The organism is Streptomyces sp. NPDC056987 (assembly GCF_042673865.1).
Taxonomy (GTDB): Bacteria; Actinomycetota; Actinomycetes; order Streptomycetales; family Streptomycetaceae; genus Streptomyces.
In genome coordinates this window covers 1-13,455 of the sequence record NZ_JBHURV010000042.1, presented here as the reverse complement: position 1 = coordinate 13,455, position 13,455 = coordinate 1, and the positions used below count along the sequence as shown (strand labels likewise).

At 69.5% G+C, this 13,455-nt stretch carries 12 protein-coding genes; 9 read left to right on the top strand and 3 right to left on the bottom strand.

Going from position 1 to position 13,455, the window contains the following annotated elements; translation table 11 throughout:
- The first annotated feature begins 51 nt into the window (after positions 1–51).
- The 3 genes from ACFTZC_RS34310 (at position 52) to ACFTZC_RS34300 (ending at position 3,348) form a co-directional block, all read left to right on the top strand.
- A complete protein-coding gene (locus ACFTZC_RS34310; RefSeq protein ID WP_382896516.1) occupies positions 52–1,491 on the top strand; it encodes an aldehyde dehydrogenase family protein in 1,440 nt (479 codons plus the stop codon).
- A 27-nt stretch (positions 1,492–1,518) separates the two neighbouring features.
- Complete coding sequence (locus ACFTZC_RS34305; RefSeq protein ID WP_382896513.1) at positions 1,519–2,130, top strand: antibiotic biosynthesis monooxygenase; 612 nt, start codon at positions 1,519–1,521, stop codon at positions 2,128–2,130.
- Positions 2,131–2,529: 399 nt separating this feature from the next.
- Entirely contained in the window at positions 2,530–3,348 is an 819-nt protein-coding gene (locus ACFTZC_RS34300; protein ID WP_382896511.1) for an IS5 family transposase, read from the top strand.
- 59 nt (positions 3,349–3,407) lie between these two features.
- On the opposite strand, the gene ACFTZC_RS34295 is transcribed toward ACFTZC_RS34300, so the two are convergent.
- Positions 3,408–4,139, bottom strand: a complete 732-nt coding sequence (locus ACFTZC_RS34295) for a TetR/AcrR family transcriptional regulator (RefSeq protein ID WP_382896508.1) — start codon at positions 4,137–4,139, stop codon at positions 3,408–3,410.
- A gap of 122 nt (positions 4,140–4,261) precedes the next feature.
- Here ACFTZC_RS34295 and ACFTZC_RS34290 point away from each other — a divergent pair, with 122 nt between their 5' ends.
- Together ACFTZC_RS34290 and ACFTZC_RS34285 are read left to right on the top strand one after the other, a co-directional pair.
- Positions 4,262–5,059, top strand: a complete 798-nt coding sequence (locus tag ACFTZC_RS34290; protein WP_382896506.1) for an NmrA family NAD(P)-binding protein — start codon at positions 4,262–4,264, stop codon at positions 5,057–5,059.
- A gap of 1,132 nt (positions 5,060–6,191) precedes the next feature.
- On the top strand, positions 6,192–7,208 hold the full coding sequence (locus ACFTZC_RS34285; protein WP_382896503.1) for a helix-turn-helix domain-containing protein: 1,017 nt from the start codon (positions 6,192–6,194) through the stop codon (positions 7,206–7,208).
- A gap of 84 nt (positions 7,209–7,292) precedes the next feature.
- On the opposite strand, the gene ACFTZC_RS34280 is transcribed toward ACFTZC_RS34285, so the two are convergent.
- Positions 7,293–7,598 carry a hypothetical protein gene (locus tag ACFTZC_RS34280; protein ID WP_382896501.1) on the bottom strand — a complete coding sequence of 102 codons (306 nt, stop codon included), beginning with the start codon at positions 7,596–7,598 and terminating at the stop codon, positions 7,293–7,295.
- 532 nt (positions 7,599–8,130) lie between these two features.
- On the opposite strand from ACFTZC_RS34280, the gene ACFTZC_RS34275 reads away from it, so the two are divergent.
- The 3 genes from ACFTZC_RS34275 to ACFTZC_RS34265 all read left to right on the top strand — a co-directional run bounded on the left by ACFTZC_RS34275 (position 8,131) and on the right by ACFTZC_RS34265 (position 11,232).
- Entirely contained in the window at positions 8,131–9,507 is a 1,377-nt protein-coding gene (locus ACFTZC_RS34275) for a PHB depolymerase family esterase (RefSeq protein ID WP_382896498.1), read from the top strand.
- Between the two features lie 66 nt (positions 9,508–9,573).
- A complete protein-coding gene (locus ACFTZC_RS34270) occupies positions 9,574–10,596 on the top strand; it encodes an LLM class flavin-dependent oxidoreductase (protein WP_382896660.1) in 1,023 nt (340 codons plus the stop codon).
- A gap of 147 nt (positions 10,597–10,743) precedes the next feature.
- Positions 10,744–11,232 (top strand): Rieske (2Fe-2S) protein, encoded by a 489-nt coding sequence (locus ACFTZC_RS34265; protein WP_382896495.1) that lies wholly within the window; start codon positions 10,744–10,746, stop codon positions 11,230–11,232.
- A 170-nt stretch (positions 11,233–11,402) separates the two neighbouring features.
- On the opposite strand, the gene ACFTZC_RS34260 is transcribed toward ACFTZC_RS34265, so the two are convergent.
- Complete coding sequence (locus tag ACFTZC_RS34260; protein WP_382896492.1) at positions 11,403–12,308, bottom strand: LysR family transcriptional regulator; 906 nt, start codon at positions 12,306–12,308, stop codon at positions 11,403–11,405.
- Positions 12,309–12,382: 74 nt separating this feature from the next.
- Here ACFTZC_RS34260 and ACFTZC_RS34255 point away from each other — a divergent pair, with 74 nt between their 5' ends.
- Complete coding sequence (locus ACFTZC_RS34255) at positions 12,383–13,405, top strand: DMT family transporter (protein WP_382896489.1); 1,023 nt, start codon at positions 12,383–12,385, stop codon at positions 13,403–13,405.
- Positions 13,406–13,455 lie beyond the last annotated feature (50 nt).

The following is a 13,455-nucleotide window of genomic DNA, read 5'->3' as shown; positions in this document are numbered from 1 at the left end:
TGTCCCGCGGACCGCCGCGCAACATCGATCGACACACGACGAGGTCACTTCATGCCCACATCCGAAACCTTGCCCCACGCGCGCCACTACATCGACGGACGGTGGCACGACTCCGGCTCCCGGAGCGAGTCACGCAGCCCCGCGACAAACGACCTTCTCGGTACGTTCGCCGACGGTGGTGCGGAGGAAGCGAGATCCGCCGTGGCCGCAGCCCGACGGGCCTTCGACACCACCCAGTGGCCCCGCGATCGCCACCGACGTGCGGCAGCCCTGCACGAGCTGGCCGACCGGTTCGAGAACCGCAGGGAAGAACTGATCACTCTCCTGGCGCGAGAGAACGGAAAAGTGCTCCCCGAGGCGGCTCTCGAAGTCGACGGCACAATCCCCAAACTCCGCTACTACGCGGCGCTCGCCGTCACCGACCACGGCAGGGCCGCGGAAGTGCGACCCGGCATGTACTCGATGACACTGCGCGAGCCTGCGGGCGTCGCCGGTGTGATCGTGCCATGGAACTCACCAGTCATCCTCTCAACGCGATCCTTCGCACCCGCCCTGGCCGCCGGCTGCACCGTGGTCATGAAGATGCCGGCACAGACCGGCCTGGTCAACGGGCTGCTGAGCGAGATCATCGCCGACACTCCGAGCCTGGATCCGGGCGTGTTCAACGTCTTCACCGAAAGCGGAAACGCCGGGGCTCCGGAACTTGTCTCCTCCCCCGATGTCGACGTGGTCAGCTACACCGGCTCCACCGCGGTCGGCCGCGTGATCATGGAACAGGCTGCTCCGACGCTGAAAGCGTTGTCCATGGAACTGGGCGGAAAGACCCCGATGCTCGTGTTCGACGACGCCGACCTGGACGCGGCCGTGCCCGTGCTCGCCAAGGCCATCACCACTTTCGCGGGCCAATTCTGTATGACGGGTAGTCGGGTGCTGGTCCAGCGGGGCGTGGCAGACGAACTCCGCCGGCGGCTCGTCGCGGCCCTCGAGACGGTTCGGGTCGGGCCTGGCGACGACCCGGCCAGCGAGATGGGTGCCATGATCGACGAGAGCAACGCACAACGGGTCGAACAGACTGTGGCCGCCGCGGCCGATTACGCCACCGTGCTCGTGCAGGGTAAGCGGGACCGGGCGCTTCTCGGTCCGTCCCTGATCGAGGTCGCCGACGTGTCCGCTCCGATCGTGCAGCGCGAGGTGTTCGGACCGGTCGCCACCTTCGAACTCTTCGACTCCGAGGCCGACGCCGTGGCGCGCGCCAACGCAACCGAGTTCGGCCTGGCCGCGAGCATCTGGACCCGTGATGTCGACCGCCCCCTGCGCGTCGGTCGTGAGCTGCAGGCCGGGACCGTCTGGACCAACACCTGGGCCGTGATCCACGACCAGTTCGAGGAGGGGGGATTCAAGCAGTCAGGAGTGGGGCGTCTGAACGGCATCCGCGGGATCGAAGAGTTCCAGGAGACCAAGCACCTCGTTCGCGTGGCTCCACAGCTCTGACAGCTCACGACGGCAGGACGAGTAACGATGACCGAAACGGACGACGACGGCTCGACCGACGTCACCCTGCTCACCGCGCGCACAGTGGAGCCCGGCTACGAGCAGGACTTCCGGGAGTGGTTCGGGCGGGTGACCAACACCGCCTCCACTTTTCCCGGCCACCTGGGGGATGGCTTGTTCCGACCTCCCACGACCGCCGGGCCGTGGGTCCTGATCCACCGGTTCCGCGATCACGAGTCCGCACAGGGCTGGACGACGTCACCTGAGCGGGCAGCACTGTTCGACAACTGCGACGGCCACCATCAGACCGAAGTAGCCCGTCGCGAACTCTCCGGAATGGAGACCTGGTTCACCAGTCCACAAGACACAACCACCATGGCACCGCCTCGGTGGAAGATGGCGCTCGCTGCCTTCGCAGGCGTACTCCCGATCTCCCTGATCGGCAACGGCTTTCTGGGGCCGGCGCTCGGCGCTTTGCCGCTGCTGGCGCGGGTGCTGATTCTCGCGCTGCTGTTCAGTACGTTGATGACGTATCTGATGATGCCGACCGTGACCCTCGTCCTTCGCCGTTGGCTCTATTCCCCCACCTCAACCCGGGAAAACCACCCGCGCGCCTCCACCAGGCGGCGGCCTCAGTAGACGGAGCGCAGCCGACACGGATGAATGACGAAAGGTGGCGGGCGCCCATCCGTCGCTGCACTGCTTCCGTACCGCTTCTGTCCCTGATCCTCTTGGCCGGTTCGGGGAATGCCGAGGCACTGGGCAAGTGGCCCGCGGGAACAGGCGAAGTACAGTCCGAGGGAACTCACAACCTCCGAGGGCCAGACCAGATGCTTGCTGGGCTTCTTGGAGCTCGTAAAAGAATCGTGTGGCCTCGGAGAGGGAGTACCGATGCTCACTTCTCGGAGTCGGACCAAGTCGCCACAAGGGCTCTCTGATCTGGAAAGCGAGGACCGGGGACTGTCTCCTGGATGGGTTCACCGTTGAGCCAGCACACTTGGACCGTGTCCTACGTGGTGAGGGCTCATTGAGCCATGTATGGGGCGGGGTACGTGGAGTTGGATTGTTCCGGACGGGCTGTGGGAGATCGCGAGGCCGCTGATCCCGCCGTCTCGAGTGCGGCCGCAGGGCGGCGGAACGCAGGACACGCCTGGTGAGACGCTGTTCGCGGCCATCGTCTACGTCTTGGTCAGCGGCTGCGCCTGGCGTCAACTGCCGCCGTGCTTCGGCATATCGAAGTCGACGGCTCACCGCCGCTTCTTGATCTGGTCGAGAGCCGGTGTCTGGGGGCGGCTGCACGAGGCCGTGCTGCACCTGCTCGACGACGCCGGCCTCATCGATGTCACCCGCGTCGTCCTCGACACCGCCCACGTACGCGCTAAAAAAAGGGGCGAACACACAGGTCCGAGCCCCGTGGACCGCGGCAAGCCGGGTTCCAAGACGCACGTCCTGTCGGACGCGAACGGACTGCCCCTCCTCGTCGGCGTCTCGGCCGGCAACACCCACGACAGCGAAGGGCTGAAGCCCATGATCGAGGGTCACCAAACGAGACACGACCCCGATCGCGGCCGCCACTTCAAGCCCCAGCGCCTCCACGCGGACAAAGCCTACGACCGCGCCGACCTGCGGAAATGGTTACACAGCAAACGCATCGGAGTGCGGATCGCGCGCAAAGGCATCGAGTCCAGCGAACGATTGGGCCGCCGCCGCTGGGTCATCGAGCGGACGATGTCCTGGCTGTCCGGCTACCGACGTCTGAGCCCTCGCTACGAGCGCGATCCCCGCAACTACCTTGCATTTCTCGGCCTCGCCGCCGCCCTCTGCTGCTACAAACGACTCGTCCGCCTCACCACGTAGGACACGGTCTTACTGGAGGATGGACGACCTCCATGCTGCCACGGCCTGGTCGCGCCGGCCTACCGGCTGTCCGTACCGCCGCGCGCCGCGGGGTGCCGCTCAAGGTTCAGAGAGCGCAGAAGCTGGGTGACGTCGTCGTCGTACAGCTTGTCCAGGCGGGTGGTGCGGGCGTGGAGGTGCCCGTGGACCTCCAGGCTGATCAGGCCGTGCAGGTGGCCCCAGATGCGCAGGGTCAGGGCGACGACGGCGGGCGGGAGGTCGGGGAAGGCCGGACGAACCTGGTCGAGGAGGCCGGGGTCGAAATCGGACCAGTGGAAGTCGCTGTCGACGTACAGGTGCTCGGCGTGGGGCCAGGCGGCGGCGGCCAGGGCAAGCAGGCCGGTGCAGAAGCGCAGTTCGGCCTGCGGGGCGGCGCCTCCCTCGGGGGGCTGATATCCGGGCACCGCGTCGCCGTAGATGAGGCGGAAGCCCTCGGGGTTGGCCAGCGCCCAGGTCCGCAGGGCGTAAGCCCACGCCCTGATCCGGGCGCCGGTGTCCAGGTCGGCCGCCTGGACGGGGACGTCGACGGCGTCGGCGAGCGAGGTGTAGACGTCATCGATGAGGGCGGTGACCAGGTCGTCGCGGGTGGCGAAGTAGCCGTAGAGGGCGTTGGGGGTCATGCCGATCCGGCGGGCGATGGCCCGCAGGGTGATGGCCCCCGGGCCACCGGTGGCCATCAGCTCCAGCGCCACACTCTTGATCTCGGCCGTCGTCTCGGTGCGCAGACGTTCGCGCCGCCCCATGGTCGCCATTCCGCAACTTTACAGCGTCACCGTACTGCCTGCCGTTCGGAAACTTCACGGCGTATAGTTAATTCACGGCATGCACTCGCAATGAGTGGGCAGCCCAGTCCAGCGATCAGGAGAAGAAGCTCATGTCTGCATCCGCGCAGCTCACCCTTGTCATCGGGGGCACCGGCAAGACCGGTCGCCGCGTCGTCGACCGGCTCACCGCCCTCGGCCGCCCGGTCCGTGTCGGCTCCCGCTCCGGCCACCCTCCGTTCGCCTGGGAGGACCAGGCGACCTGGAAGCCCGCCCTGGAGGGGACCGACCGCGTCTACATAGTCCATCCCGACCCGTTCCAGCCGGACTACGCCGAGCAGATCGGTACCCTTGCCCAGGCTGCGGCCGACTGCGGGACGCGGCGTCTGGTCCTGCTGTCAGGCCGGGGGGACAGCGTTTCCCAGGCGAGCGAGGAGAACGTCAAGGTCGCCGGTGTGGAATGGACCGTGGTGCGCGCGGGCTGGTTCAACCAGAACTTCAGCGAGGCGTTCTTCCTCGACGCCATCCGCGCCGGCGAACTCGCCCTGCCGGCCGGTGACTGGACCGAGGGCTTCGTCGACGCCGACGACATCGCCGATGTGGCGGTCGCCGCCCTCACCGAAGACCGCCACCACGGCAAGACCTACGAGCTCTCCGGGCCCCGCCTGCTGAGTTTCGCCGACATCGCCGCGGAACTGTCCGCCGCAACCGGACGCCGGATCACCTACACCGCGCTCATCCGGGAGACGAGCCCCGGAGACGAACCCGGTTTCGCCGAGGTGTTCGCCTCCGATCCCGCCGCACCGCACCGGCAGCTCGCGCACGGAGTCCAGGAAGCCCTCGGCCGCGAGCCCAAAGACTTCTCCCGGTACGCCAGGGACACAGCGGCAACCGGCATCTGGAACGCCTGACCGCCATCCAGCCGGGCAGCCGGTCAGGCCGCCCGGCTGTAGCTGTCGGCACCGAATAAATCGTCACCGCGGAGCAGACTGAAGACCGGCATCCACTGCCTCCTCCAACACGATGTCGATCAGGTCCGCCGGGCGGTTCTTCGGCACCGCCTCGCTCCGCATCACCGCCTCGGCGATCTTCCGGGCATGAACCGCCCCAGACGAAACTCAACATCCCCACAACGACGCCGGGCCGGACGAGTGACAGACGAGACGCTCAACTTTCCAAGATCGTCTGCGGCGTCTGGTAACCAGTCAGCAGTATGGCCGGGCCCTTCTTGCTGAGGTTCAACTCCCGCTGGCACGGAGAGGACCGCACCGGCATCGCCACCGGGGCGCCGGCGTCCGGTTCACCATCACTCGAGCGGGGGTCACCCGACGCAGGGGGAGCTTGCGCTCTACCCGCCGGAGTCCTCTCCGCGCGAGTGGAGGTCACCCGTGACAGTGAGCAGACCTACACGAGGCTCCGTCTGACAGCCAATCACCCACTTCGGGCATCGCCTGGCAAGAAAAGCCACGACCAAGAGGTGACCGGCCCCAAGGTTTACCAGGTCAGCCGCACCCAGTGCCCCTTTGGTTCGGTCCGCAAGGGTCGGGGGCCAAGTCGTGCGTCACCGCGGTCGCCGCCTCTCCCCCGGCTGCCAACCGAACAGTCACAGTACGACAGGGCACAGCCCCACCAAGATCCGGACCATGCCCGGGCCACCCTCCCGTATTCAATCCAGCGGACCGGCATCCTTGCCGGCCAGAAGGCCGTACTGCCTGTACCACCAGCAGACGAAGAATCTACTGGCGCCCCCAACGGCCCCATTCGTGAAGGTAACTCACCGTGCCTAGCCCGTTCTGCCGGCCAGCTGGCTTTCGAGGTCTCCTGGCCTGCCGGGAAGACCGGCCCTGGGGAGAATCCGGGGAGTACGGAGCATCCACCCCCGGCGCAAGGGAGCATAGTAACCGCGTGTGATCGCGGGCGAGGAGTGTCCGAGCCACGGGCCACCGCCCCGTGTGACCCCCACCCCGCCAGGGAATCCCCCAGTATGTATCCGCCATGTATCCGCACGGGATGTGCTCTTGTGCAGGGTCGGCGATGCGGACCATGCCGAGCAGGAACGTGTGGGGAGAGGAAATGCTGCTGGAGACGGCTTTCTGCACCGGGGACGTGCTCGCGTCGGACAGGTTCTCCTGTTGGCGCGAGCACATTTCCCAGACGTATGTGCCGATGGACGTCGACAGTGACCGCACGGCGGACACCACGGCGTCGCAGCGCGTCCTGGCGCTGGGAGCCGTACAGCTGTGGACGACGGAGCACTCACCGATGACGCTGCGGCGCACGCAGAAGCTGATCCGGCAGTCCGACCCCGAGCTCTACCATCTGTCACTCCCCCTGCGGGGAACGATGGGGCTCACCGGCTCCGGTCACGAGGTCACGTACGAACCGTACGACCTGGTTCTCCACGACACCTCACGGCCCCATCTCATGCGGGCGGCCACCGGCGGGAGCGAGGATACGATCATGGGGGCAGGGTTCTTCATCCCCCGAAAACTGCTGCCGCTGCCGGAGAACGCGATCGACTCGCTGATCATGCGGCGGTTGTCGGGGCGTGAGGGGGTCGGAGCGCTGCTCGCCCAGTTCCTCACCCAGGTGACCCGGGACTCCGGCTCCTACCGACCCGACGACGGACCCCGGCTGGGAAGGGTCGCGGCGGATCTGCTCTCCGCACTGTTCGCCCAGGCGCTCGACGCCGGCAACGCGCTCCCGCCGGAGGGCCACCAGGAGACCCTGGCGTTACGCATCCGTGCCTTCATCCAGGCGAACCTGTGTGATCCGCAACTGACCCCGCCCGCCATCGCCGCCGCGCACCACATCTCCACCAGCTACCTGCACCGCCTCTTCCGGCACGAAGAGGAAACGGTCGCTGCCTGGATCCGCCTCCAGCGCCTGGAGCGCGCACGCCGCACCCTCGCCGACCCCGCGATGCGCGCCCTCCCCATTCACGTCGTCGCCACCCGCTCGGGCTTCCCCCGTGCCGCCGACTTCACCCGCGCCTTCCGGCGCGCCTACGGCGTCTCTCCCCGGGACTACCGCCACCGGTCGGCCCCACCGGGTCCGTGAGCGGAAGCGAATAGTGGTGTCGGCTTCGGGGAAAGCCGCGGGAAGTCCCTTCCGTGAGGTGAGTCCGACGAATTCCAGTTGGCCTTATCGTGCGGCCCCGAGCCGGCAAGCGGCCTTGGCGTGGCTGTTGCTGACGCCCAGTGCTTCGAGGCGGGAAAGGCAGATCGAGAGCGAGTTCGTCGATCCCTCACCATCTTCCGCGATGCTGCACGCCTTTGCCGCATTTCCGCCCACCGGTACGTTGTACCCCTTGCCACGCAGATACTCCTGGCAGTCCCACGACCACGCCGAGGCCGGGGTGGCCACGGCGAACAGCGCCAGAACAGCGGCGCTGCTCGTGGTCGCGGCAGCGATGGTCAGCGTGGTGAAGGTCTTCCTGATGCGGTTCATTCCCCGTCTCCCTCTGTGACGCGTTCGAAGCTGGATTCAGAGGCCCCTCAAGCACTTCGGAATACCACTGCCACGAAATCCGCGTCGGGTCGTCAGCAGCGGTTCCAGCAGTGCCGTCCAGGTCTCTCTTCGTACGTCCTTCACGGTAGGCGGCGGCAGCTTGATATTCGTTAGCGCTGAGTGCACACCCGTTTGGCAATGCGTCTACTCGGCGATATGCCGGGCTGCCGTAGCTCAGGGGAGCGCCGGTCTCCCTGACGGGCCGCCCCGGGAGCCGGTCCGGCGACTGGCGCCGGAACTATCCGGCCAGGCCCGTGGGAGCGCTTCCATAGCGGTCGTGGGCATGCCACGATGCCCCCCGGCAGCGCCTCTCGGGAGGGGCGGCGCCACGAGAACTCCGGGCGGGCGAGGCCGGTACCCCTCGCCCGCCCGAGCGCCGACCCGCACACGTTTCGAGCCGCGGTCTTTCCCCCGCACGCGCACTTCCCTGAGCGATACCCCCCACGAACCGCGATCAGGAAGGGACAAGGACGTGTCCAGAACCGGCAACAACCGTACAAGAACACCCCTGCACCGAGCACTCGTCACGTTTCTCGGAGCGCTGGCGCCCTTGCTCGCGACGCTCTTCCTCACTACCCCGGCCGCCTCGGCCGTACCGTCCGGGGCGCCCGCCGCGGCCCGTCCGGCGCCCGCGGCCGCGCCCGCCGCGCCCGCCGCCGCCCTCACCGAGGTCACGAACTTCGGCAGCAACCCCAGCAACCTCCAGATGTACCTGTACGTGCCGGACACCGTCGCCGTCCGCCCGGCCGTCCTGGTGGCCGTGCACTACTGCGGGGGCTCCGGGCCGGCGTTCCACTCCGGTACCGAATTCGCCTCGCTCGCCGACCGGTACGGCTTCATCGTCGTCTACCCGTCCGTCACCCGGGCCAGCAGGTGCTTCGACGTCTCCTCGCCCCAGGCACTGCGCCGCGGCGGCGGGAGCGACCCGGTGGGCATCCGGTCCATGGTCGACTGGGCCACGCGTACGTACGGCGCCGACACCGGCCGCGTCTACGTCACCGGCGCGTCCTCCGGCGCGATGATGACCAACGTCCTGCTGGGCGACTACCCGGACGTCTTCGCCGCGGGCGCCGCGTTCATGGGCGTGCCGTTCGGCTGCTTCGCCACCACCGACGGCTCCGAGTGGAACAGCGCGTGCGCCAACGGTACGGTCAGCCGCACCCCGGCGGCCTGGGGAGACCTGGTCCGCGCCGCCTATCCCGGCTACAGCGGGCCACGGCCGCGCATGCAGCTCTGGCACGGCACCGAGGACGCCATCCTGCGCTACCCCAATTTCGGGGAGGAGATCAAGCAGTGGACGAACGTCCACGGGCTCGCGCAGACACCGGCCACGACCGACTCGCCCCAGAGCGGCTGGACCCGTACCCGCTACGGCTCCTCCGGCAACCAGGCCGCGGTCGAGGCCATCAGCTTGCAGGGAGTAGGGCACAACCTCCCCGCCGGCGGGATGGCCGCGCGTGCCGTCACGTTCTTCGGGCTGGACAGCGGCGGCTCCGGCCCCGGCCCCGGCCCCGGGCCTGAGCCGCAGCCGGGCACCTGCCGGGTGGCCGTCACGACCAGCGCCTGGAACACCGGGCTGACCGCCTCCGTGACGGTCACCAACACCGGCACCACCCCGGTCGACGGCTGGAAGCTGGGCTTCACCCTGCCCTCGGGCCAGACCATCACCTCCGGCTGGGGCGCCACCTACGCCCCGGTCACCGGCGCGGTGACCGCCACCAACGCCCCGTACAACGCGACGATCAACCCGGGCGCCGGTGTCACCATCGGCTACCAGGCCGGCCACAGCGGGGTCGCGGCCGCCCCCGGCGCCTTCACCCTGAACGGAACGGCCTGCGCGCTCGCCTGACCGGGCCGTCCTGGAAATTCGACCCGGGAATTTCGGCCCCCTCCGCGCGTTGAACCGAGCGTGGCCATCGCGACGACGACGAAGTTCTCCGTACTGGACCGTTCCCGCATCCGGCAGGGGGTGACGGCCCCCGAGGCACTGCGGGAGACCGTACGGTTCGCGCGGTACGTCGAGTCGCTCGGCTACCACCGCTTCTGGGTCTCGGAGCACCACAGCGTGCCGGGGGTGGCCGGTTCCGCGCCGACCGTGCTCGCGGCGGCCGTGGCGGGCGCGACCACCACCATCCGGGTCGGCACCGGCGGTGTGATGCTCCCGAACCACCAACCGCTGGTCGTCGCCGAGCAGTTCGGGGTGCTGGAGTCCCTCTTCCCGGGGCGCGTCGACATGGGGCTCGGCCGCTCCGTCGGCTTCACCGACGGCATCCGCCGGGCGCTGGGCCGGGACAGAAGTGACGCCGACGACTTCCCCGGCCGGCTCGCGGAGCTGCTGGCGTACTTCACCGGCGACGGCACCACGCACCCCGAGGTCCACGCGCACCCCGCCGAGGGGCTGCGGCCGCCCGCGTTCGTGCTGGCCACCGGGAAGGGCGCGCGGGTCGCGGCCGAGGCGGGGCTGCCGCTCGTCATCGCGGCCGTCCGGGGCGAGGACGCGATGCTCCGGGCGGTCGAGGAGTACCGCCGGGACTTCCGGCCCTCCGCGTGGGGCGAGCGCCCGTACGTGATGCTCTCCGGCACGGTCGCGGTCGCCGCCACCTCCGAGGAGGCGCGGCGGCTGCTGATCCCGGAGGCGTGGTCCACCGCGTACTCCCGCACGCACGGCGCGTTCCCGCCCCTCACCCCGGCCGGCACGGTCCTCGCCACGCCCATGACGGAGCGGGAGCGCGCCCTGTTCGAGGAGGCGCGACGGGGCCATCTGGCCGGCTCCGAAGAGGAGATCACGGCCGGTCTGGAGAAGCTGCTCGCGCGCAGCGCGGCGGACGAGTACCTGGTCACGACCAGCACATACGACCGGGACGCCCTGCTGGACTCGTACCGGCGGCTGGCCGGTCTGGTGGGGCTCACACCCCGCTCCGGGGCGACGACTTCCTGAGAAATCTCCGAGTCGCTGAGTAATCCGCCGCTCCGTCACGTACTTTCTGACGAACCGGCGAGGCGGAACAGCCAGATCGATCGAGTGACCACCGGGTGACCGGGCCAATCGAGTGACCAAGTGCCGGACAGGGAACGGGAGCTGGGCATGACGGAACCGCAGGGGACCGCACGGATCGTGGAACGCCGGACCGTCGGGCGCAGAGCAGTGGTCACGGCGGCGGGCGCCGTCGGGCTGAGTGCGGCGCTCGTCGCGTGCGGCGGGTCGGACGACTCGTCGGACTCGTCGGGCTCCTCGAATGCCGCGTCCGAGCAGCCCGCGACGGGCGGCGGCGCGGGCGCCGGCGCCACGGACGTGCTCGCGAAGACCACCGACATCCCCGAGGGCGGCGGCAAGGTCTTCGACGCGCAGGGAGTGGTGGTCACCCAGCCCACGGCGGGCGAGTACAAGGCGTTCTCGTCCAAGTGCACCCACACGGGCTGCGCGGTGAAGGACATCGTCGACGGTGTCATCCACTGCCCGTGCCACGGCAGCAAGTTCAGCGCGACGGACGGCAGTGTGCAGGCCGGCCCCGCGACGAAGCCGCTGCCCACGGCCTCCATCAAGGTCTCCGGAACGTCGATCACGCTCGCGTGACCATGGCCGCCGAGCGGCCGTGACCCCCGGCGCCCCGGCGCCACCACAGACCGACGGCTGACGGACTTCACTTTTCGTCGGCAGCGGGTGAAGCCCGTCAGCCGTCAACCCCCTCCCGTACGGATGCCTCGGCTCGTACGAGTGTCTCCCGCACGAGGGTCGGCCCCGGCTCAGCCGGCCACCTCGGCCGACGCCCGGGCCAACGCCCGGGCGGCCGCCCTGATCGACGGGCGGCGACCGGCGTCGGTCCGCCACACGGCGTGGATATGACGGCGCATCGTGTTCCGTACGGGCACGACGGCGACGCCCGCGGGCAGCGCGCCCCGCCCGAGCCGGGGCGCGACACAGACTCCGAGTCCCTCGGCGATCAGCGCGAGCTGGGTGTGGTACTCCCCCGCGAGATGCGCGATCCGTGGCTCGAACCCCTTCGCGCGCAGGGTGAACATCAGCCAGTCGTGGCAGAACTCGCCCTCCGGCCAGGACACCCAGTCGTCCTCCGCGAAGTCCTCCAGCTCCACCTCCGCCCGGCCCGCGAGCGGATGGCCGACCGGCATCGCCAGGTCGGCCACGTCGTCCAGCAGATGCTCGGTGGCGAGGCCGCCGGGCACCGGCATCCGTTTGTTGCTCCACTCCAGCACGACCGCGAGATCGAGGTCTCCCCTCATGACCCCCCGGATCCCGGCCTCCGGTTCCAGCTCGCACGAGCGGACCCGCAGCTCGGGGTGGTCCTCCCGGAGGGCGCGGAGCGCACGCGGGAACAGCCCGCGGGCCGCCGTCGGGAACGCCGAGATCCGCACCTCGCCGACCACCCGGCCGCGCTGCGCCTCGATGTCCGACTGCGCGATCTCGACCTGCGAGAGGATCCGCGCGGCATGGTCGGCGAGCAGCCGGCCCGCGTCCGTGAGCCGTACGCCGCGGCCGTTCCTGGCCAGGAGCCGCTGGCCGACCTCACGTTCCAGTTTGGCCATCTGCTGGGAGACCGCCGAGGTGGTGACGTGCAGACCGTCGGCGGCGCCGCTCACCGAGCCGTGCCGCGCCAGGGCATCCAGGGTCCGCAGGCGCTCCAGGTTCAACATGTAAGCAATACTAATCAGACGGGTGGACAAAGTCTCGCTTGTTCTACGAGGTGTGCGGCGTCATCGTTGACGCCATGACCACCGCGACCCCGCGCCGCCGGCCCCGGGCCAGTTCCACCGCCGCCACCTCCACCTCGACCGCCGCCACCTCCACCGCATCCGCCGCCTCCATCCCCTCGACCGGCTCCGCCCCCGCGGCCGGGGCGGCCCGTCCGCGCCTCGCGCTCGACTGGCGCCTCCGGTTCGCCGCGCTCGCGCTCATCTGGGGCTTCAGCTTTCTGCTGATCAAGGTCGGCACCCACGGCTTCGCCCCCTTCCAAGTCACCTTCGGCCGGCTCTTCTTCGGTACGGCGGTCCTGGCCGTCGCGATGGCGGTCAAGCGGGAGCGGCTGCCCCGGTCGGCGCGGACCTGGGGCCACCTCACCGTCGCGGCGTTCCTGCTCAACGCGCTGCCGTTCTCGCTGTTCGCGTACTCCGAGCTGACGATCCCGTCCACACTGGCGGGCATCTGCAACGCCACCTCCCCGCTCTGGGGCATGGCGCTCTCCATGGTCGCGCTCTCCGAGGACCGGCCCACCCGCCGCCGGGTCGCCGGCCTCGGTATCGGATTCCTCGGGGTGCTGACGGTGCTCGGCGCGTGGCAGGGCTTCTCGGGGCTCGACCCGGCGGGTACGGCGATGGCGCTGCTCGCCTCGCTGAGCTATCCGATCGGCTGGATCTACGTACGCCGCACGCTGGCGGGCAGCAGCAGCTCGCACCTCTCGCTGACGGGTGCGCAGCTCTTCCTCGGTACGCTGCAACTCGCCCTGGTGACGCCGCTGTTCACCTCGATGCCGACCTCGTTCCCGGTGGGGCCGCTGCTGTCCGTGATCGTGCTGGGCGCGCTGGGTACCGGGCTGGCGATCCTGATCCAGTACGGGATCGTCGCCGAGGTCGGGCCGACGACCGGCCAGATGGTCACGTACTTCATCCCGGTCATCGCGACCGCCGCCGGGGTCACGCTCCTCGGGGAGCAGCTGAGCTGGAACACGCCGGTCGGCGCCCTGATCGTCCTCGCCGGGGCCGCGCTCACCCAGAGCAGGGCGCGCCGACCGTAGCGGGCCCGTCAGCCGTAACTCCGGGCGGGGGCCGGGCCGCTCGCCGACGC

Excerpts from the sequence above, each read along its gene's own strand:
- ACFTZC_RS34285 (WP_382896503.1), top strand. The coding sequence starts at position 6,192 with ATGCCGAGCAGGAACGTGTGGGGAGAGGAAATGCTGCTGGAGACGGCT.
- ACFTZC_RS34300 (WP_382896511.1), top strand. The coding sequence starts at position 2,530 with ATGGGGCGGGGTACGTGGAGTTGGATTGTTCCGGACGGGCTGTGGGAG.
- ACFTZC_RS34290 (WP_382896506.1), top strand. The coding sequence starts at position 4,262 with ATGTCTGCATCCGCGCAGCTCACCCTTGTCATCGGGGGCACCGGCAAG.
- ACFTZC_RS34310 (WP_382896516.1), top strand. The coding sequence starts at position 52 with ATGCCCACATCCGAAACCTTGCCCCACGCGCGCCACTACATCGACGGA.
- ACFTZC_RS34255 (WP_382896489.1), top strand. The coding sequence starts at position 12,383 with ATGACCACCGCGACCCCGCGCCGCCGGCCCCGGGCCAGTTCCACCGCC.
- ACFTZC_RS34305 (WP_382896513.1), top strand. The coding sequence starts at position 1,519 with ATGACCGAAACGGACGACGACGGCTCGACCGACGTCACCCTGCTCACC.
- ACFTZC_RS34265 (WP_382896495.1), top strand. The coding sequence starts at position 10,744 with ATGACGGAACCGCAGGGGACCGCACGGATCGTGGAACGCCGGACCGTC.
- ACFTZC_RS34280 (WP_382896501.1), bottom strand. The coding sequence starts at position 7,598 with ATGAACCGCATCAGGAAGACCTTCACCACGCTGACCATCGCTGCCGCG.
- ACFTZC_RS34295 (WP_382896508.1), bottom strand. The coding sequence starts at position 4,139 with ATGGCGACCATGGGGCGGCGCGAACGTCTGCGCACCGAGACGACGGCC.
- ACFTZC_RS34260 (WP_382896492.1), bottom strand. The coding sequence starts at position 12,308 with ATGTTGAACCTGGAGCGCCTGCGGACCCTGGATGCCCTGGCGCGGCAC.